The sequence below is a fragment of the Shimazuella sp. NTD248 genome (assembly GCF_059510395.1).
Genome location: NZ_JCAJZT010000008.1, coordinates 1 through 19727 on the forward strand (window position 1 = coordinate 1; position 19727 = coordinate 19727).

Here is a 19727-nt window from a genome sequence, read left to right on the forward strand (position 1 = left end):
TTCGTTCAACTAACATTTTTACGGCTCATTTCTTTGTTTTCTAGCCAAGTAAAAAATGCATCTCTTCCAACCCGCTTCGATCTCCCTAATCGAACCAAGGGGAAACCTTCAAATTCCATGATTTCATAAGCCTTTCTTTTTGATATTGATAAAATTTCAGATAAATGTTTTGCGGTTAGTATTAATGGATAGTCATTCTGATTCAACTGTTACACACCTTTCTCATTGTCCTTAGACATATAGTAAAAATCAATTTTCCATCAAAATAACAATTTCAAATATGTCTAAGGACATGATGGCAAAATAAAAGCTTTTAGACAATATATTTGCAATAAAAATTGTCTAAAAGCATAAATATGTCTTAAATCTCACAATATGCAATATTAGATTGTCTGTATGCATGCAAGTAAGTTAAAATACTAATGATGAAGAAATAGAAGGGATTAAAATAAAATGAAGAATGAACTGAGGTTAGGTCAATACATTAAACAAAAAAGAGAAGAGAAAAAACTAAGTCTTTCTGAGTTGGCAAAAAGATCAGGAGTAGATCAAGGTTATTTGTCGAGGATTGAGAAAGGTGAAAAAACCAATCCTTCCGCTAATGTATTAGCTAAGATTGCTGATGGACTTCATATTAAGCGGAAACTAGTTTTTTATGTAGCTGGTTATATCTCTGATGACGAAGACAAAGAGTTAGACTTGAAAGAAGCCTTAGTTGATCATTCTACTAAAGCACATTGGGATGGTCACCCTTTGACTGATGAAGAAAGAAAAATGATACAACGAGTTATTCAAGCTGTATTAATAAGAGAATCGAAAGATCAGGATTAGCTCACTTGATTATTGTTTTTCTGTAATCGCGTATGTATTAAATTTTGAACAATAAGAACTTCCTCTAGTTCATATATGGTCAATCTTTTTTCTACGTAAAGCGATTGAACCAATCCCTTTACATCAAAAATATTCTCTATTCCCACCTTCTCCTTTATCCTCATTAATGTTTCTTCTAGAGATTCGTTCTCGTCTTCTCTCTTCAAAGTCATACCTCTAGCTCCTCGCCCAAAAGATCAACTCGCTTGATTCTTTTCACCAAACCCAATATTTTACTCTCCTGTTATAAACAGAACAAATGATCCCTTATATGGTTTAATTATTATAACACATAAAAACAGTATTAAAATTACATGTATGAAATTTATATTTTCCGAATTAATAGGCTAAATAATTTTGTTGACATAACAAGAACATATGTTTACATTTGTGATTATAGTTGATATGAAAGGAGATAAGTGAACTTTGAAAGGCTATTACCGCAAAAGAGGACAAACATGGTCTTTTACTTTGGATATCGGCTTCGATGCACAAGGCAGACGAAAGCAAAAAACAAAAACAGGATTTAAAACAAAAAAAGAGGCTGAAAGAGCGTGTGCTGAACTAATTTCACAGATTGAAAATGAGGGCTATAAAGAACCAACTACAATGACTTATGGGCAATTTATTATCGAATTTATGGAGAATCATTCCGTTCACACAGTAAGGGCATCTACCTATCAATTCCAAATGACTGTGATTAATAAACACATTCTTCCCGAGTTAGGAAATATAAAACTAGTCGATTTAAAACCCTTAACGATTCAAAAATTTTACAGTAAAAAATTAAAAGCTGGATATTCAGCAAGCTACATTAAAAGCATTCACGCTGTTATCAGTAAAATATTAAAAGCAGCTGCAGAATGGGAGTACATACCTAAAAATATTGCTCCACTTATCAAAGCTCCTCGTATCCCTACTCGAAATGTTACGGTTTGGTCCATGGAAGAGGCAAACCAATTTATAAACTTTGTACAAGGCAGAAGATTTTTTATCGCTTATATCCTTGCAATCTATACTGGGATGAGAAAAGGAGAAATTCTTGGACTCAAATGGAAAAACTGCGATCTTGAAAATGCAAGATTAAGTGTAAGCCAGACATTATCCAAAGTAAAAGAAGGACTTGTATTTCAGGAGCCGAAAACAAAAGGATCGAAACGCACCATTTCATTGCCTAGTTTTGCTGTTCAGTGTCTAAAAAAACATAAAGCACTTCAAAATGAACTGAAGCTAAAATTCGGAAATGCATATGAGGATAATGATTTAGTTGTTGCAAGTGGTTTAGGGAGACCAATTGACCCCGCTGATATCAATCATGACATGAAGTACGTGATCAAAAAGAATAACCTCCCTCCCATTTCTTTTCATGATCTGAGACATACTCATGCCACAACTTTGCTGTTACTTGGTGAGAATCCGAAAGTCGTTTCTGAACGCTTGGGGCATGCCAATGTAGGGATTACACTAGATACGTATAGCCATGTACTCCCTGATATGCAAAAAGATCTTGCTAAAAATTTTGATCAAGCTATGAAAAAATTAGAGTCAAAAAATGAGGGTTTTAAGAGCGTGTAAATCTTATGTGGTCAAAATGTGGTCAAATGAGGTTTTAAACAAAAACGAAAAGCCAAAACCCCTTATATAGCAAGGAAAATTGGCTCTCGTTTAGTGAGTGTCGATTATACTTCCATAATTATTGGTAAGATCATAGGACGGCGGCGGGTGCGTTCGTAGAGAAATTTGCTTAATGAGTCACGAATACTCGTTTTAAGCGATGCCCATTCACTTACTTGATCTTTCATACATTTTTCCATTGTCTGGTTCACAACGGTGTTTGCTTCTTCTAGAAGCCTCTCTGATTCACGTACATAAACAAATCCACGGGAGATGATATCTGGACCAGATAAAATGGTTCCGTTAGCTTTACTTAGGGTAAGAACAACAACTAAAATGCCGTCTTGGGAAAGGAGCTTACGATCTCGTAATACGATATTACCTACATCTCCAACACCAAGTCCATCAATCAAAACTTTGCCTGTTGAAATTTTGGGACCGTATCTCGCTTTACCACCTGAAATTTCTACTGTATCTCCGTTATCACAAATAAAAATATTATCGGTTTTCACACCGACAGACTCGGCTAATTGGGCGTGAGCACGGAGCATCCGGTACTCACCATGAATCGGAATAAAATATTTAGGACGAATTAAATTGAGCATTAATTTCAGATCTTCTTGTGAACCGTGTCCGGACACGTGGACATGTGAGGTCGCACTATAAACTACATCTGCACCGATTCGGAACAACTGATCAACGGTACGACCAATCATTCTTTCGTTTCCAGGGATCGGGGTAGCAGCGATTACAACTGTATCTCCAGGAAGAATCTCGATCTTCCGATGAGATGCATTTGCCATTCTCGTAAGCGCTGACATGGCTTCACCTTGGCTACCTGTTGAGATCACAGCAACCCGATGAGCTGGTAGTCGATTGATCTCATCTGGCTCAATGATTAAATCTTTTGGAACATCGAGATAACCTAGATCAGATGCGATATTTACTACGTTTACCATACTCCGGCCGACTACTGCAAGCTTGCGACCATGATGATATGCAGCATCTACTACTTGTTGAATCCGATGAATATTGGAAGCAAAAGTAGCGACAATAACACGCTGCTTGGATTTCCGGAAAACCTCCATCAAGCTTTCTCCGACAGAACGTTCCGTTCCTGTAAATCCTGCACGCTCTGCATTTGTGCTGTCAGATAACAGACAGAGTACTCCTCGTTTCCCAATCTCAGCCATTTTATGAAAATCACAATTATTATCGTTAACAGGTGTCATATCAAACTTAAAGTCACCAGTATGTACGACCGATCCTTCTGGTGTATCAATGCATACTCCTACCGAATCAGGAATACTGTGATTGGTGTTGAAGAAACTTGCTTTTAACCGACCGAGTTGAATTTCCGATTGATTGGATATCACATGACGTTTCACATCATGTACATGTGCTTCCCGTAGCTTGTGTTCGATTAGCCCCATTGTGAGTTGTGTAGCGTAAATTGGTGCTTTGATTTGTTTTAAAATATAGGCTAATCCACCGATATGATCTTCGTGTCCGTGTGTAAGAATAATGCCTCTTAATTTGCTTTGATTTTCGATGAGATAAGATATGTCTGGAATAACGATGTCGATCCCCAGCATATCCTCCTCAGGAAACATCAGTCCTGAATCAATTACTACGATGTCGTCTTCATATTGGACAACATACATATTTTTTCCGATTTCACCCAACCCACCGAGAGCAAATATATGCAACTTGCCTCGCTGGTTCTTTGTCAAAAAACTTACCTCCTATATAATTTTTGTTGTTCACCCTATAACCGCACAAATCTCACTTGGTATTCATTATATACGAATTGAAAAAGCCTATGCAAGATAACAACTTAGAAAAACGAAAATGTCACAAATAGAGCGAACAAAAACATCTTTAGGTATTTGGTAGTAATTAGATCAAAGTTGATTTTTTTACGTCCGTTTCTATTCATCGGAAAATGATCGGCCCTCCTCCCAAGATGAACTTGAGAAGAGGGCCTATCGATTGCTCTCTATTTATCTATCAAGAGGCAACCGATGTCCTTACAAACTTCATGTAGGCTTCCTGAACTTCTTCTCGCTCTACAAAGTCAAGCAGTACGATAGCGAAAAGAAGTTCAGAGAGATTGCGTTTTCTCGACCCAAATGTATCTCCTCCAGAACGCTTTATCAGAGATACATGAATTTCTGTTACCTTTGCATCGGGCTTACAGCCCAGCGTAATGGAAAGGCCTCTCAGTTGCTCTGGCTCCAGCTTTTTCAGGAGTTGCAGGTGCAACTCCTGCTTTTGCAGGATACGACCATTCACTGGAAGGCTAGGCTGATTCTGCTTCACCGCTTCCAGTAGCTCCAGAGCCAGTGCTGTATTTTCGAAGTTCTCCTTATCTAGTTTCCTACACATCTCTCGTTCTTTCATAAATTTCTCTACGAAAGATGGTGTATACGCTTCTGGATAAACCGAATATCGTGTGTTTCCATTCAGCAAACGTTGAAGATATAGCAGTTCTTCATAATTTGCATCATGATCTCCCAGACTTGCCGACGAAGCTATATTCCGCTTGGTTCGAGTAATCGCCGACTGGACATATGTCTCATGGAGTCTGTCACCTCCCTTCTTGATAAAAAGAAGGGAGGTGAGGGACAGCAGGGGAAGAGGGATCACGATGAGCCACATGTCCGCTCGCAGATAACCCCACATTACACTGGAGTATGCTGTCCCGATCACACTACCCAGTTGAAGCATAAAGCCCCAAGTAGCAAACGCTGCACCATGGCTGCTTCTGGGAATATTCTGGCTGATGGTCTCTGTGATACAAGAATTGTTCCCACACTGCGCGATCCCGATCAAAACTCCGGTTAGCAGCATGAGCAGAAAAGAATCTGCCCACCAGATCATGACAAGACACAACACCATGACCATATTGCTGCACAGAATCACAGGAAAATAAAAGTCTTTCCGGCGATTTTCCAACAGTCGAGACATGACCGTTAGGTGCAAGGTTGCATTGCTTGCTGTTGCCACGGTCAATACTAGTCCAGGTTCCTTCAGCCAGTAGTTTGCAAACCAAGTCAGGAAGGACACATATGCAGCATTGACACCTAGTCCGGGGAGCGCAAGGAAGAAAGCCTCCTTATTCATCATCCCTTGTACATAGGTGACGAAAGACTGTTTGACCTGTACGACTGGATCACTTTGCTGTTCTTCTTTATTTTTGTCCAAAAGGACAAGGCCTGTGAATACCAAGACAACTGCAGCGATTCCCAAAGCAATAACTACTTGCCAGAGGAATGTAGTCGAAGCTAGCCAAACTCCTCCAGCAATAGCAAGACCAGAACCCAAGTAAAGACTTGCACTGCTGATGGCCGTCACACGAGTTTGACGATATGCAACACGTTTCCTCACAACAAGGAAAATCGAATTTACTACGAGGGCGTAGAACATCCCATGCACCACTCGTACTACAGTGAGCACAATGGTACTATGTGTTGCAAAGGGGTACAAACAGAGGATTGCTGCCATAGACGGCAGACTCCACAGCAACAGCTTCTTCTCTCCAATTGTGTCGTTGAGCCTTCCGAAGAAGAGCCGACACAGCATAACCGAGATCAGATAGGCTGTAGTGGTGACACCGGATCCTTCTGTATCCAATCTGATGTGCAGTGCTTGAGCAAGCGCATCTTGAATCGCGGCAACTGCGATGACTTGTCCTGCGATCAACAGAACAAAGCCTAGGATTTTTCTCATGAATTCTCCAAGTGATGATATCTCTCTCTTTTATTCATTTTACTTAATATTCCGCATCTATGCAAAAAAAGACACGTGCTAACAGCTTCATTTTGCATTTAAGTGATGACATACGAGATGATTTTCTCATTTTCATGAAACGTAAAAGTCTCCTCTTTTTTGTTGTGCACAAAAAACGTTTTACAACTGGCTAAACCATAAATAACAACACCACCCTCTTCCTGTGTGAAAAGAGTGTGCTCAAGCCACAAGTATTTTCTTATAAGTGCTATTTTATCTAAAAGTTTTAACAACGAACTGACCCTCTTCTCAAGTTGAACTTGAGAAGAGGGTCCATTGATTGCTCTCTATTTATCTATCAAGAGGCAACCGATGTCCTCACAAACTTCATGTAGGCTTCCTGTACTTCTTCTCGCTCTACAAAGTCAAGCAGTACAATAGCGAGAAGTAGTTCAGAAAGGTTGCATATTCTCGACCTAACTGTATCTCCTCCAAAACGCTTTATCAAAGATACATGAATTTCTGATACCTTTGCATCGGGCTTACAGCCCTGCGAAACTCCTCTCAGTCTCTCGGGTTCCAGCTTTTTCAGGAGTTGCAGGTGCAACTTCTGCTTTTGCAGGATACGACCATCCACTGGAAGGTTAGGCTGATTCTGCTTCACGGCTTCCAGCAACATCAGAGCCAGTTCTATATTATTGAATGTCTCCCAATCTAGTCTCTGACGTATCTCTCGTTCTTTCATAAATTTCTCTACGAAAGATGGTGTATATGCTTCTGGATAAACCGGGTATCGAGTTTTTCCGTTCTGCAAACGTTGGAGATCTAACAGTAGCACATAATTTGCATTATGCTCTCCCCAACTTGCCGACGAAGCTATACTCCGCTTGGTTCGAATAATCATCGACTGGACATGTTTCTCATGGAGTCTGTCACCGCCCTTCTTGATAAAAAGAAGAGAAGCGAGAGACAGCAGGGGCAGAGGGATCACGGTGAGCCACATGTCCGTTCTCAGATAACTCCACATCACACTGGAATATGCTGTTCCGATCACATTACCCAGTTGAAGCATAAAGCCCCAAGTAGCAAACGCTGCACCATGGTTAGTTCTGGGAATATTCTGGCTGATGGTCTCTGTGATACAAGAATTGTTCCCACACAGCGCAATCCCGATCAAAACTCCGGCTAGCAGCATGAGCAGAAGAGAATCTCCCCGCCAGATCGTGACAAGACACAGCACCATGACCAAATTGCTGCCAAGAATCACAGGAAAATAAAATTCTTTCCGGTGATTATCTAACAATCGAGACATGACTGTTAGGTGCAAGGTTGCATTGCTTGCTGTTGCCAAGGCCAATACTAGTCCAGGTTCCCTCAACCAGTAGTTTGCAAACCAAGTCAGAAAGGACACATACGCAGCATTGATACCTAGTCCAGGGAGCGCAAGGAAGAAAGCATCCTTATTCATCATCCCTTTTACATAGGTGACGAAAGACTGCTCGACCTGTACGACTGGATCACTTTGCTGCTCTTTTTTATTTTTGTCCAAAAGGACAAGGCCTGTGAATACCAAGACAACTGCAGCGATTCCCAAAGCAATAACTACTTGCCAGAGGAATGTAGTCGAAGCTAGCCAAACTCCTCCAGCAATCGCAAGACCAGATCCCAAGTAAATGCTTGCATTGCTAATAGCTGTCACACGAGTTTGACGATATGCAACACGTTTCCTCACAACAAGGAAAATCGAATTTACTACGAGGGCGTAGAACATCCCATGCACTACTCGTACTACAGTGAGCACAATGGTACTATGTGTTGCAAAGGGGTACAAACAGAGGATTGCTGCCATAGACGGCAGACTCCACAACAGCAGCTTCTTCTCTCCAATTGTGTCGTTGAGCCTTCCGAAGAAGAGCCGACACAGCATAACCGAGATCAGATAGGCTGTAGTAGTGACACCGGATCCTTCTGTATCCAGTCTGATGTGCAGGGATTGAGCAAGCACATCTTGAATCGCGGCAACTGCGATGACTTGTCCTGCGATCAACAGAACAAAGCCTAGAAACTTTCTTATGAATTCTCCAAGTGATGATATATCTCTCTCTTTTATTCATTTTACTTAATATTCCGCATCTAAGCAAAAAAATACAGGTGCTAACAGCCCCATTTTTGCTTTTCAGCGATATTCCATCCTCTATGAAAAAATCCGAGAAACGAAGCAGCCCCCTCTTTTTTATTAGAGGGGGCTGGTGATCGCCTTTTTCTATATGTTACGCGATCACAAGAGCAGTGGGGTTTTCTTTTTCGTAAGCTTCCACTACTTCTGAGATGTTTACAACTCCCAACAATCCAACAGCGTTAAGTAGATCCGGGATGCGGTACTTAGGTGGAGTGAAATGCATCATTGAGCCACCGTTGGTCACCATTTCCTCAATGATCTCGCTTCCACCATGGTCATGAGACCATTTAGCTTGTTCCCTAACCCTTTCTAGTACATACGCATGCAATTCACCAATTTCGATTACATTGTTGAAACGGCTATGCATAACCATTGCAAACGGTCGCAATTCGTCTGGTTCGAGCTCCTGCAAAAGTTGCAAAAGCAACTCCTGCAGTTGAATGATAGGACCATTGACAGGAAGCTGGCTGTCCTGTAGCTTCACCATCTCCAAGTAAATAAGTGCGTCTTTTACATTCACGATCGTCGATCTCTTGTTCTCTAGGGATGAACCTGATTTGTCTTGATCATGAATGACTCTGGTTACGTGCCAATACTCCTCATTATCTCCAAGCGCCAAACATCCAGCAGCCAATCCTTTAACATAAGCAAGATCAATTGACTTGTGCTGCTCATCGTTTTCATTCACTATACTACTCCTATTCCAGATGAAAAAGAGTGAGACAAGAGACAACGTGAGAAGCGGAATCATCATAGGCCACATATAGCCCCCAAAGTTGCCCCACATCACACTGGAATATGCTGTGCCAATCACACCACCTAGTTGCAGCATGAAGCCAGATGTTCCAAACGCTGCACCCTGTTGCGCAGCGTTTACCCTCTGACTGATCGCTTCTGTGATGCTCAGACTGTTTCCACAGATTGCGATCCCAATTAGGGTTCCAGCAAGGACCATGATGGGCAGAGAATGACCCTTCCAGATCAAGATCACACTCGCAACCATGAGCAAGTTACTGCTTCCCATCAACGGAAAATAGCCCTTGGGGTGTTTCGCAAACCAAGGCATTACTGTCAGTCCTGCGACAGCGTTCCCCAAGGTTGCCATTGCCAGTACGAGATCAGGTTGTTTCGACCAGTAGTTGGTGAACCATGTCAAAAAAGACATGTAAGCAGCATATACGCCCAGCCCTGGAAGTGCTAGGAAAAAAGCATCCTTGCTCACAACCTTTTTGACACCCTCGGCAGCAAACAGACCGCGATACAGGTTTCTCACTTTCTGTCCCAAGGAAACCCAAGCATTGTCGATAAAAGCAATTCCTGTGAATACCAAGACAACAGCGGAAATTCCCATTGCAACGACTACGTGCCAAAGGAAAGCGGTATGCACTAGCCTTAGGGCGACAGGCATAGCCAGCCCTGTTCCTAGGTTAATGCATGTACCAGCAAGGGCGCTTACACGTGCTTGATGATGCTCAGCCACACTTCTGCGAGTCACAAGAAAAACTGTATTAGTGACGAGTGCGAAGGTCATCCCATACAGCACACTAACCACTGCCATTGCCGGCGTGTTCCCCATGGTGAGAGGATACCCACAGAGTGTAACTGCCATCAGGGGCAAGCTCCACAAGAGCAGGCGTTTCTCCCCTACCCGGTCGGTCCACTTTCCAAAGAAAAGTTTTCCGAACATCACCGTCATCAAATAGGATGTCATAACAAGACCGACACCCTCCACACTCAACAAAATATGGAGCGATTGGGCGATAACGGTGATGATCATGGAAACTGCTAGCACCTGTCCCAAGATCAGCAGGATCAGTCCTACTCCTTTGGAAGTAGGTACTCTGGAACTGTTTTGTTTCACGAAAAACTCCAATGGTTGGATGGAAGTCTTTTTTTCATTTTACTTAATCTTCAAGTTATATGCAAAAGATATGAATCAAACAAACCGGCCCCCTCTTGTTTCGAAGAGGGGGCTAGTGATCGCTATTTTATCTATACCGCGATCATCTAAAAAATTCCATTCCCATCAAAAAACCTGCCCTTTGTTTATATTTGAATGTTCAGAATATAATTCTTAAACGGACTGTACCCTTCTCTCTACAAAAGAAAGAAGGGTATAGATTGTGCAGCACGGATCTTTTAGCATTTTATTATTGAACAAGTTCGTGAAACCAACGATCAACTTGTTGTTTTTCATCTTCTGTCATTTCTACAAGAGGAAGCCGAACGGTAGGATGGATTAATCTTTTTTTCGCTAAAGCATATTTGAGAGGTGATGGACTCGAAGTTAGAAATATCCCTTCAAATACAGGTTGATAGCGTTGATGCAGCTTTGCAGCCTTCCGGACATCTCCTGCTAAATAAGCATCGATCATTTCCTTCATTTCCAAACCAATCAGATGGCTTGCAACACTTACAATTCCATCTCCACCAGCTGCAAGTACTGGAAGAGTCAAGCTATCATCTCCACTATATACGACAACATCATCTGGTACAGAAGAGATGACTTTTGTGATTTGAGAGAGATTTCCGCTCGCTTCTTTAATCGCTACTACATTTTTTAATGCTGACAAACGAATCATCGTTTCGGCAGTCATGTTTGTGCTGGTTCTACCCGGAACATTGTATAACATTACTGGTAGTTCGGTTGCATTTGCAATAGCCGCGAAATGTTGGTAGATCCCTTCTTGTGATGGTTTATTGTAATAAGGAACGACTCCCATCACACCATCTACACCTGTTTCAGCAGCTAAACGGGTGAATTGAACCGTTTCAGCAGTGTTGTTACTTCCAACACCAGCGATTATTTTCGCTCTACCTGCTACTTTTTTTACAGTAAAAGAAAAAAGGGCTAACTTTTCATCTTTACTTAAAGTAGGAGATTCTGCTGTGGTGCCAGATACAACAATCGTATCTGTTTCCGTATGAATTAAGTGTTCAATGAGAGCACCCTGAGCATCCCAATCAATCTCTCCATCTGGTGTGAACGGAGTACACATTGCAGTCAAAAGACGTCCAAATAACATGATTTTAACCTCCGTTAGTATTTATGAAGTTCAAACTTCCGATGTAGAGCACGTATCGCTTTAATCATATCATCCCCTGGTACTAGTACCCAGATAGTCGTATGGGAATCTGCTGATTGAAGCACTTTGACATCTTCTTCTGTCAATGCTTCTAATATCTTTGCCATCACTCCTGGTACTCCAGCGATTCCTGCTCCTACAACCGAAACTTTCGCACAAGATGGATACAGTTCAGGTTCTAATCCGATATCCATCAGTAGAGACTTCGCTAAATCACCAAGTGGATCACTAACCGTATATGCGATACTACTTGGAGTCACACTGATAAAATCGACACTGATCCCCTTTGAAGCCATCAGACGAAAAACATCTAAATGTAGATCAAGATTGTCAGATTGTGTAGGAATCCGAATCTGTGTAACATTAGGCATTTGGGTAATACCCGTAATAAGACGATCGGATATTTCCGTCAACCCAACTCGTTCTGGCCTGCTTACAACTAGCGTCCCTATCCCATCCGATAAGGTAGACCTCACTCGAATAGGAACATTCGTCTGCATAGCAATTTCTACTGCACGAGGATGAACCACTTTAGCCCCTTGAAAAGCAAGATTACACATTTCGGTGTAGGTTACCATTTCTAAAGATGTAGCTTCTTCTACAATTCGTGGATCAGCGGTGAGTACTCCATCCACATCGGTAAATATGTCTACATACTCGGCATTTAAAGCTACTCCAAGTGCCGTCGCTGTGGTGTCACTTCCACCTCTACCTAAAGTGGTAATCTCACCATCTGCTGTTTGGCCTTGAAAACCAGCTACAATCGCAACTCTCCCTTGATTTAACTCCTCTTGGAGTCGTTTCGGATTTAAAGAAACAATTTGTGCGTTATTATGCTGGTTATTGGTAATAATGCCCGCTTGTCCACCGGTGAGCACACAATTCTCGATTCCATGATGGATAAGTAAACTGCTCAATACACTGGCTGAAATGATTTCTCCACAACTGAGTAACAGATCTCTTTCTCGTGAGGAGAGGTTCTCCAGTTGTTCTCCTTTTGTCAATTCTAACAGTGTATCAGTTGCGTATGGTTCTCCTTTTCTCCCCATAGCTGAAACGACAACCACTACTCGATAATCTTCTGCTAATGCTTGTTGGATATGATACAACACACGCTCTCTCATTTGAGGTGTTGCAACAGAAGTACCTCCAAACTTCTGTACGATAACTTTCATACTTAACCCCTTCTTATTCGTTGATCCTCTACTAATGCTTCGGCGATTTGTACTGCGTTAGATGCTGCTCCTTTTAACAGATTATCCGATACAATCCACATGTTGAGCCCTTTTGGATGTGCTAGATCTCTGCGCAAACGCCCAACAAATACTTCATCGAACCCTGCGGCATCTAGTGGCATTGGATATTCTTGTTGATCTAGATCGTCTTGCACAATGATTCCTGGGAAATTTTCTAATAGAGAGCGAACATCCGAAAGCTGATAGTTTTCATTCAACTCTACATAAACCGCCTCACTATGTCCTCTATAAACAGGAATGCGAACACAAGTAGGTGTGATGCCAAGGTTATCATCGCCCAATATTTTCTTTGTCTCTTGTACCATTTTCATCTCTTCAAAAGTAAAACCATTTTCCATCCCTACATCAATTTGAGGGATTGCATTAAAAGCGATAGGATAATGTTTATCCAGCTTCCCTACTGGTAAGAGATTGGATACGGGCTCTTCCCCAACAAGCATTGCTGCCGCTTGAGCACGCAACTCTTCAATTGCTTGAGAACCAGCACCAGATACTGCTTGATACGTAGAAACGATAATACGCTCTAATCCATATTTATCCTGTAAAGGTTTTAATGCAACAACCATTTGGATAGTGGAACAATTTGGATTGGCGATAATGCCTTGATGATCAGATAATGCTTCCCGATTCACTTCTGGAACTACCAGAGGCACATTTTCATCCATTCGGAATGCACTGGAATTATCTATTACTATAGCACCACGTTTGACTGCTTCAGGGGCGAGAAATTTACTTACTCCACCACCAGCACTGAACAAAGCGATATCTACACCTTCAAATGAATCTGGTGTAGCTTCTAATACAGTAACTGTTTTTCCTTGAAATTGAACAGTTCCTCCAGCTGATCTCGCAGAAGCTAGTGGAATTAATTTTCCGACCGGAAATTTACGCTTTTCCAAGGATTGTATCATTTGTTGTCCTACTGCTCCAGTCGCTCCTACAACAGCTACGGTATATGTCACAACTTTTTCCTCCTACAAATAAAGGGTAAGTCCCCAGATGGGGACTAATTATTGCTATTTCCTATTATGAGGGGAAGTAGCGATATTTTTCAACTAGTAATGGTTGAAGTTGTTTTCCTTCCATCGCAGCCAAGCATGTATCTGGGATTAAATCCATTCGTGAAACACACGATTTTGGTTTCTTTTCTGGGGCATCTTGCCCAAATGGCACAAAATAAATATCTTTGGCTGCAAGTAATTTAGCGAGATTAGCTGCATTTAATCCAAGCGCATCATTAGTTGAAATCGCCAAAATAACAGGACGGTGGTTTCTCATCATAGCTTTAGCAGCCATAAGTACAGGACCATCTGTTAAGGCATTGGCTAGTCTTGCTAGGCTATTTCCTGTACACGGAGCCACAATATAACAATCTAGTATACCTGAAGGACCTAACGGTTCTGCTTCTTGAATCGTCGTATAAGGATCACGGTCTGTGATATCTCTTATTTTTTTCTTCCAATCTTCTGCTGTTCCAAAGCGGCTGTCTACATTAGCAACAGTATGAGACATGATCGGAATAATATTAGCTCCGAGTTGAACGAGTCTTTCCATCTGCGGAAGTACTTCATCATGAGTACAATGAGAACCTGTTAATCCAAATCCGATTGTTTTCCCTTCTAAACTCATTGTCCTACCTCCTCGGCGATCTCTTCCATTATCAACTGATGAATCGTCGCTGCGATGATTCTACCAGCAGTTTTAGGTGCTACGATACCAGGTAGACTAGGGCACAAAATTGCTTTTAAGCCTCTTTTTTCTGCATAATGATAATCAATTCCACCAGGCTTCGAAGCAATATCAATCATTACAACATCGTGGCGTACACGAGCTAATACAGATGACGTCAACACTTGGGCTGGAATAGTGTTAAAAATAAGTTCAGCTTCCTCTACATAATCTTCCAACTCATGTAGATAAAAAGGAGTTACTCCCATTTCAAAGGCCCTAGCATAGTCCGCAGAATTGGATATCCCCATTTTCACCTGGGCTCCTATGGCTTGAAGAGTACGAGCCAAAGTAATCCCTACTCTTCCTAAACCAAGGACCAAGGTGTTGGAATTATGGATCGTTATGTCTGTGTTTTGAATTGCCATCATCAATGCTCCCTCCACAGTCGGAATGGAGTTATAGATAGCGACGTCATCTCTTTCCATTAACTCTGCACAGGGGATCTGATATTTAGAGCATAATTTTTTCAAATATGGCCTTGCCAAGCCTGTGAAAATCGTGGCATGGCTTGGTAGTGCCTTCATATGCTCCTCCGTTAAAATAAGTGTCTTTGTAGTAAATATACTACTTACTTCCCCTTTGTCATCGGTTCCAATAATCGGAAGGACTACAACATCAGCTCGTGCTAATATCGCTGGTTCAAACTCTTTTTGCATCGTACCGCTAAGTGGAGTTTGTAGGTTGTCAAAACCGATGAGTGTTATGTTTGCTCTCATCTTGATAAAACTTTTTATCACTTCGAGTTGTCTTGCATCTCCACCGATAAAAATAAAATGTTTATTCTTAAGCATCCGCTCAAACCCCTTTCCCCACATGGTGCACTATATTCTTCTGGGGCTTTGCCTGTTACCCATTTGCCTATTTTTACATTTAAGATTCAGAAGAATGCACCCGCTGTTGAACAATAACAAGCTCTGGACCTATTTTTTGGATCGTAGACCAACTTAAGGACAACTCAGGTGTATTTCGCCGGAAAATGGAATTACCAAGTGGCAATATAATCTTTTGTATTTCCCCTGTCTGCTGATCTATCACGAGATCCGAACGATGAAAAGTTCCTAGTTTCTCCCCTGTATCCATATTGACACACTCTTTTTCCACAAACTTACTCCATCTCATTCCTCTCACCTCTTACTCTTAAGTTATGGGACACTAGAGGAGTTCAGAAGTAGGCTGAAAAGAATGCGTAAATCAACAAGGAACCAACGATCGTTGGTTCCTTGTTTGCTTCTTAAATTAAAATCGCTAGGCTTTCTAAATTTAAGTTACCACCATTACTTTAGAGGAAGCTTTTTGTCATGAAGAAATTGTTTCAAATATAACCTTTGAGCATTTGTCAACTTATTTGCCATCATCCCTGTCCACCGATCTTCTCTCTTGCCGCCTGTCCTTTGCTTATAATAATCGGAAATATCACGGTTATAGGAATGAAGTTGTTCATTGATCTTTTCATCTGTTTGATACTCTTCCTCATGATAGATCGCTTCCATTGGCAAACGTTGCTTTTTATCTGTGCGCTTATCTACATAGCCGACACATAATCCAAAAAGCGGGACTACATGATCTGGAGTTTTTAACAGAGCTGTTACATCATATAGTGCATTACGTAATCCTCCAATGTAACAAATACCTAAATCCATGGATTCAGCTGCTAGAGATGCATTCTGTGCTGCCAGGGTAGCATCGACCACACCAACTGTGTATAATTCCGTTGATTCAAGACTTTCTAAAATTCTTCTTTCCTCTATACCTTCTATTTGAGCAGCTAACTGCAAGCGGTGTAAGTCCAAACAGAAAACAAAAAAATGACCGTTTTTCGCTACATATGCTTGATTTCCTGCCAATCTTGCCAACTCGGCTTTCTTGGCAGGATCTTTTATCCCAATAATCGAATAAGCTTGCACAAAACTGGATGTAGAAGCCGCTTGTGCACTTTCTACAATCAGTCTGATCTGCTCCTCACTTAATTCTTTTTCCAAAAAAGAACGGATAGATCTATGATCTAAGATTTTTTTTATTGTTTCATTCATATTTTTAGCTCCAGTTCAGAAATTTAAAATACCACCGTTTGGTGGTATTTCTACTTATCATTTCCAATTGTATCATAACAGAATTCAATCTTCTTTTGCCTCTAGCATATCATCAATCTGACCTTTCATCATTTCCATACCAAATGTAAATACATACATTGTTAAATGAAAGTGAAAATCTTCTACTTCTTCATCTTCTCCATATTGCAAAATAGAGGTAATATCATTGAGATGTGCTTGCGTCAGTAGTGTTTGTATCTTTTTTCCATTTTGTAGGCACCATTGAATAAGTTGGACAATTTGCTTTCGATCATTGGGAGGAAACGATGTTAATTTTTCATGGAGATTAATATCTTCACATGAATGGAGCAAATGCCAAGCTAGATATTTTATGGCTTCCAATGCTTTTCCTCTATCGTTTGCAAAATTATTTCATCTAGAGATACAACATCGATCGTTCTCCCTACTACAAATACACTCCCATTTGCCATATCGAAGATTTCTGTATTTAGAAGATATAATTTGATGGTTTCACCATTCATAAGATGCATTTCGACTTCTTTGTTTCTCAGGTTCTTTTTTGGAACCGATTGGAATTTCTCAAATTTACATCCCATAATTCTCACCCTTCTGAAGTTAATTTACAAAACCAACTTCAACTAGCAGAAATAATCTCATCCCCAAAAAAACTTGCTTTTTTCAGGAAATCCATAAAAATGCGAATAAATTAAGATGAATCCAGTCATTTTCTAGCCCTTATCTTTAGTATAAGAGCTAGAAAATGCAAATTCAATATATTACAAAAACAAGATAATTCTTTTATTCATTATGGTAATTCGAGAAGAAACAGGTTGAAAAATTATATTTGAATGCTAAATTCTCATACTTTATGATAATTTCCAAATTGACAATTAGTCATAATTTAATGATTATAAATAGATAGACCTTGAGAATGGGGTGGTTCATTTTGGATATTCCAAAAATTGGTTTTTATATCCGTAAGGTAAGGAAAGAAAGAGGAATGACATTAGATGATTTAGCTGATCAATATATCCCTCGTGCAACTTTGTCCTCTATCGAACGAGGCATTTCTCGAAATCCTACTAAAATAAACTACCTCCTACGAAAACTAGATATTCATCTTTCCGAACTCACACAACAAGAACATGAGGAGAAAGAAGAAAGATATTTAGATCTCATAACACTAGAGAATAAAATCAATCGCGACCCTGCGGCCGTACTAAAAAAACTAAGTCAACTGCCAGATAAATACCAAGGTTCATTACTCGACTTTTTAAAGGGGCGATGCTATTTCAAGTTAAATCAAAATGAAAAAGCAACAACCTATTTTAAAGAATCTCTGAAAAACTTAGATAGAGAAATTGACTCTACTAGTACGAATTTAAAACCATATTGCTTAAATCATTTAGCCCTCATTGCATTTCACAACCAAAACTACGCTCAAGCCTTACAATTTACCAATGATGGGCTGACATCTTTTGATAGAAACGGAGAACGTAAGTATTTATACACTACCCTATTATCCAATCGTTCTATTTACCTATACAACTTAGGCAGAACCGAAGAAGCTTTGAAAACAATCAAACAAATAAAAGCAGATTCATTTGATTTGGACATGGATACCATTATCGGCATATATGATTTTCAAGCAGAATTAAACTTAAAAATCAAAATGATAGAAGAAGCTTTTGCTTGTGCAAAAAAAGGCTTAGAACTAGCACTTATCAACGATAACTACGAGAGACAACTAGAGTTATATATTACCTTGTCCAATATATATAAGGAGAATAACTACTTAAAACACGCAGAAAAATGCTTGTTAACTGCTATTGGTTTAGAAGATATCATCTCCAAACGCCATCAACTTATTTTGGAAGCTTACCTAAATCTTGGGGTGCTCTATCAAGATCAACAAAAATACCACCTTTCACAAAAAATTTTGAAGAAGGCGATTAGGATTGCGAATAAACAGAATAACATGTTAGAATACACCAAAACAATGCTACATCTTGCAAAAACCTATCAACTAGATACTTCTTACGACCAATCGATTCATTACTATAAGGAGGTACTGCAACACGCAGTTGATCATCCCACAAAACTTGAGACCCTCTCTGGGCTTGCACAAGTTTACCTCCTACTCGGCGATAATGAGAATTATCTTAAATACTCCAAAGAGTATTTTTTTAGTAGCAAGATATCCTGAAAGGAGGATTCTTGATGCGTTATGGGACTCATCCATCTGGAGACTGAAATCATTCCACCCGTTTCCCTTTCGTGATGAAAAGGAAACGGTTTTTGATTACTTCATTTTTTTACATAGAGCATCGTTAACTTGGATGCTATTTGGTACAATAAAGCTACACTTGCCCCACAAGGGGCATCTGAGACCGAAGGATTCATCAAAGATGAGCACTCATATCCTCTTCACAGGTGGCTTTACTGCAAGCCATCAGAAGATGACAGATCTCGGTTCTCGCTTCGAGAGTCGAGGAATTGGGTACACAGCTGTCCAGCTTCCTGGTCACCCGGAAGACATCGAAAGCTCCAATGATTTCCAAGAGCGATTCAAGGCTAGGGTTTTGGCTCGGTACACTGCAACCGACTGGGTAAATAGGGTAGCAACCCACTATCAACTCTTGAACCAGCAGGAAAGTGTAGACCGCATTATCCTCGTCGGACACTCGATGGGCGCATACCTCTCGATCCTCGCTGCTCTGAAGCAAGCAGAGACAAAAACAGGGCTTCAGAAGCTGGCAGGGGTTGCCATGATCAGCACTCCATTCGAGGGGAAGCTCAACAATAAGTACGCCTACTTCCTGAAGCTTGCCAATTTGGCAAACCTCCCTTTCATGGGGGGACGGTTGTTCCACAAGGGGGGAGAATCAGGCTCCAATCAGTACGTCGCACTCAAGAGTGTGCGGGAGCTCGTCCGAGTCATCCGAATGGGGATGGGTGCTCTTTGTGACGTCACTTTCCCGGTTCTCTTGTTCAACTTCGAAGAGGACCCCTCTGTTAAGGTGGAGAGTGCTAAGGCCATCTTGCAGTGTCTTCCTGATCGTATTCGGGAGAAGTCAGACTCGATCATCCTTGCAGGTGATCGACACACCCCGAACAAAGAAGATCAATTGCTCATCGTCAATGAAATCCTGCAGTTCTTCCATGTAGTGTAGAACTGCGGTCTCGGATGGTGGCTGCATCAGCAGTC

Annotated in this window: 20 protein-coding genes; 4 read left to right on the forward strand and 16 right to left on the reverse strand. The window is 40.9% G+C overall.

The genetic code is table 11. The annotated features are described in order from the left end of the window. Nucleotides 1-5: 5 nt before the first annotated feature. A complete protein-coding gene (locus AC5WOE_RS16205; protein ID WP_496053046.1) occupies nt 6-206 on the reverse strand; it encodes a helix-turn-helix domain-containing protein in 201 nt (66 codons plus the stop codon). A 247-nt stretch (nt 207-453) separates the two neighbouring features. Between AC5WOE_RS16205 and AC5WOE_RS16210 the strand changes: the two genes are divergently transcribed. Next, complete coding sequence (locus AC5WOE_RS16210) at nt 454-831, forward strand: helix-turn-helix domain-containing protein (RefSeq protein WP_496053047.1); 378 nt, start codon at nt 454-456, stop codon at nt 829-831. On the opposite strand, the gene AC5WOE_RS16215 is transcribed toward AC5WOE_RS16210, so the two are convergent. After that, nucleotides 828-1043, reverse strand: coding sequence for a hypothetical protein (locus tag AC5WOE_RS16215; RefSeq protein WP_496053048.1), 216 nt, complete (start codon nt 1041-1043; stop codon nt 828-830). The genes AC5WOE_RS16210 and AC5WOE_RS16215 overlap by 4 nt on opposite strands. 253 nt (nt 1044-1296) lie before the next feature. Between AC5WOE_RS16215 and AC5WOE_RS16220 the strand changes: the two genes are divergently transcribed. Further along, a complete protein-coding gene (locus AC5WOE_RS16220; protein WP_496053049.1) occupies nt 1297-2445 on the forward strand; it encodes a tyrosine-type recombinase/integrase in 1149 nt (382 codons plus the stop codon). Nucleotides 2446-2549: 104 nt separating this feature from the next. Here AC5WOE_RS16220 and AC5WOE_RS16225 read toward each other — a convergent pair whose 3' ends face one another. The 14 genes from AC5WOE_RS16225 to AC5WOE_RS16290 all read right to left on the reverse strand — a co-directional run bounded on the left by AC5WOE_RS16225 (nt 2550) and on the right by AC5WOE_RS16290 (nt 17115). Next, nucleotides 2550-4217 (reverse strand): ribonuclease J, encoded by a 1668-nt coding sequence (locus tag AC5WOE_RS16225; RefSeq protein ID WP_496051060.1) that lies wholly within the window; start codon nt 4215-4217, stop codon nt 2550-2552. Between the two features lie 277 nt (nt 4218-4494). Further along, entirely contained in the window at nt 4495-6216 is a 1722-nt protein-coding gene (locus tag AC5WOE_RS16230; RefSeq protein ID WP_496051059.1) for an MFS transporter, read from the reverse strand. A 98-nt stretch (nt 6217-6314) separates the two neighbouring features. Continuing rightward, on the reverse strand, nt 6315-6509 hold the full coding sequence (locus AC5WOE_RS16235) for a hypothetical protein (RefSeq protein ID WP_496053050.1): 195 nt from the start codon (nt 6507-6509) through the stop codon (nt 6315-6317). Nucleotides 6510-6574: 65 nt separating this feature from the next. Further along, on the reverse strand, nt 6575-8326 hold the full coding sequence (locus AC5WOE_RS16240) for an MFS transporter (protein ID WP_496053129.1): 1752 nt from the start codon (nt 8324-8326) through the stop codon (nt 6575-6577). A gap of 160 nt (nt 8327-8486) precedes the next feature. After that, nucleotides 8487-10256, reverse strand: coding sequence for an MFS transporter (locus tag AC5WOE_RS16245; protein WP_496051056.1), 1770 nt, complete (start codon nt 10254-10256; stop codon nt 8487-8489). A gap of 289 nt (nt 10257-10545) precedes the next feature. Next, nucleotides 10546-11421, reverse strand: coding sequence for a 4-hydroxy-tetrahydrodipicolinate synthase (dapA, locus tag AC5WOE_RS16250; protein ID WP_496053051.1), 876 nt, complete (start codon nt 11419-11421; stop codon nt 10546-10548). A 14-nt stretch (nt 11422-11435) separates the two neighbouring features. After that, nucleotides 11436-12656 (reverse strand): aspartate kinase, encoded by a 1221-nt coding sequence (gene dapG / locus AC5WOE_RS16255; RefSeq protein WP_496053052.1) that lies wholly within the window; start codon nt 12654-12656, stop codon nt 11436-11438. Between the two features lie 2 nt (nt 12657-12658). Then, nucleotides 12659-13699, reverse strand: a complete 1041-nt coding sequence (locus AC5WOE_RS16260; protein ID WP_496051052.1) for an aspartate-semialdehyde dehydrogenase — start codon at nt 13697-13699, stop codon at nt 12659-12661. A gap of 64 nt (nt 13700-13763) precedes the next feature. After that, a complete protein-coding gene (locus AC5WOE_RS16265; protein ID WP_496051051.1) occupies nt 13764-14366 on the reverse strand; it encodes a dipicolinate synthase subunit B in 603 nt (200 codons plus the stop codon). Continuing rightward, nucleotides 14363-15259, reverse strand: a complete 897-nt coding sequence (dpsA, locus tag AC5WOE_RS16270; RefSeq protein ID WP_496053053.1) for a dipicolinate synthase subunit DpsA — start codon at nt 15257-15259, stop codon at nt 14363-14365. Before dpsA ends, AC5WOE_RS16265 begins: the two co-directional genes overlap by 4 nt. A gap of 79 nt (nt 15260-15338) precedes the next feature. After that, on the reverse strand, nt 15339-15587 hold the full coding sequence (locus AC5WOE_RS16275) for a YlmC/YmxH family sporulation protein (protein ID WP_496051049.1): 249 nt from the start codon (nt 15585-15587) through the stop codon (nt 15339-15341). 155 nt (nt 15588-15742) lie between these two features. Next, nucleotides 15743-16498 (reverse strand): oxygen-insensitive NADPH nitroreductase, encoded by a 756-nt coding sequence (gene nfsA / locus AC5WOE_RS16280; RefSeq protein WP_496053054.1) that lies wholly within the window; start codon nt 16496-16498, stop codon nt 15743-15745. 84 nt (nt 16499-16582) lie between these two features. Then, nucleotides 16583-16900: a hypothetical protein gene (locus tag AC5WOE_RS16285; RefSeq protein ID WP_496051047.1), complete on the reverse strand. Its 318-nt coding sequence runs from the start codon at nt 16898-16900 to the stop codon at nt 16583-16585. Then, nucleotides 16888-17115 (reverse strand): hypothetical protein, encoded by a 228-nt coding sequence (locus AC5WOE_RS16290; protein WP_496051046.1) that lies wholly within the window; start codon nt 17113-17115, stop codon nt 16888-16890. The genes AC5WOE_RS16285 and AC5WOE_RS16290 overlap by 13 nt, the downstream gene beginning before the upstream one ends. Nucleotides 17116-17465: 350 nt before the next feature. Here AC5WOE_RS16290 and AC5WOE_RS16295 point away from each other — a divergent pair, with 350 nt between their 5' ends. Continuing rightward, nucleotides 17466-18725: a helix-turn-helix domain-containing protein gene (locus tag AC5WOE_RS16295; protein WP_496053055.1), complete on the forward strand. Its 1260-nt coding sequence runs from the start codon at nt 17466-17468 to the stop codon at nt 18723-18725. Nucleotides 18726-18927: 202 nt separating this feature from the next. Further along, complete coding sequence (locus AC5WOE_RS16300; RefSeq protein WP_496053056.1) at nt 18928-19692, forward strand: alpha/beta hydrolase; 765 nt, start codon at nt 18928-18930, stop codon at nt 19690-19692. Nucleotides 19693-19727: the final 35 nt, after the last annotated feature.

Excerpts from the sequence above, each read along its gene's own strand:
- AC5WOE_RS16210 (WP_496053047.1), top strand. The coding sequence starts at position 454 with ATGAAGAATGAACTGAGGTTAGGTCAATACATTAAACAAAAAAGAGAA.
- AC5WOE_RS16215 (WP_496053048.1), bottom strand. The coding sequence starts at position 1,043 with ATGACTTTGAAGAGAGAAGACGAGAACGAATCTCTAGAAGAAACATTA.
- AC5WOE_RS16230 (WP_496051059.1), bottom strand. The coding sequence starts at position 6,216 with ATGAGAAAAATCCTAGGCTTTGTTCTGTTGATCGCAGGACAAGTCATC.
- dapA (WP_496053051.1), bottom strand. The coding sequence starts at position 11,421 with ATGTTATTTGGACGTCTTTTGACTGCAATGTGTACTCCGTTCACACCA.
- dapG (WP_496053052.1), bottom strand. The coding sequence starts at position 12,656 with ATGAAAGTTATCGTACAGAAGTTTGGAGGTACTTCTGTTGCAACACCT.
- AC5WOE_RS16265 (WP_496051051.1), bottom strand. The coding sequence starts at position 14,366 with ATGAGTTTAGAAGGGAAAACAATCGGATTTGGATTAACAGGTTCTCAT.
- dpsA (WP_496053053.1), bottom strand. The coding sequence starts at position 15,259 with ATGCTTAAGAATAAACATTTTATTTTTATCGGTGGAGATGCAAGACAA.
- AC5WOE_RS16275 (WP_496051049.1), bottom strand. The coding sequence starts at position 15,587 with ATGAGATGGAGTAAGTTTGTGGAAAAAGAGTGTGTCAATATGGATACA.
- nfsA (WP_496053054.1), bottom strand. The coding sequence starts at position 16,498 with ATGAATGAAACAATAAAAAAAATCTTAGATCATAGATCTATCCGTTCT.
- AC5WOE_RS16290 (WP_496051046.1), bottom strand. The coding sequence starts at position 17,115 with ATGGGATGTAAATTTGAGAAATTCCAATCGGTTCCAAAAAAGAACCTG.
- AC5WOE_RS16300 (WP_496053056.1), top strand. The coding sequence starts at position 18,928 with ATGAGCACTCATATCCTCTTCACAGGTGGCTTTACTGCAAGCCATCAG.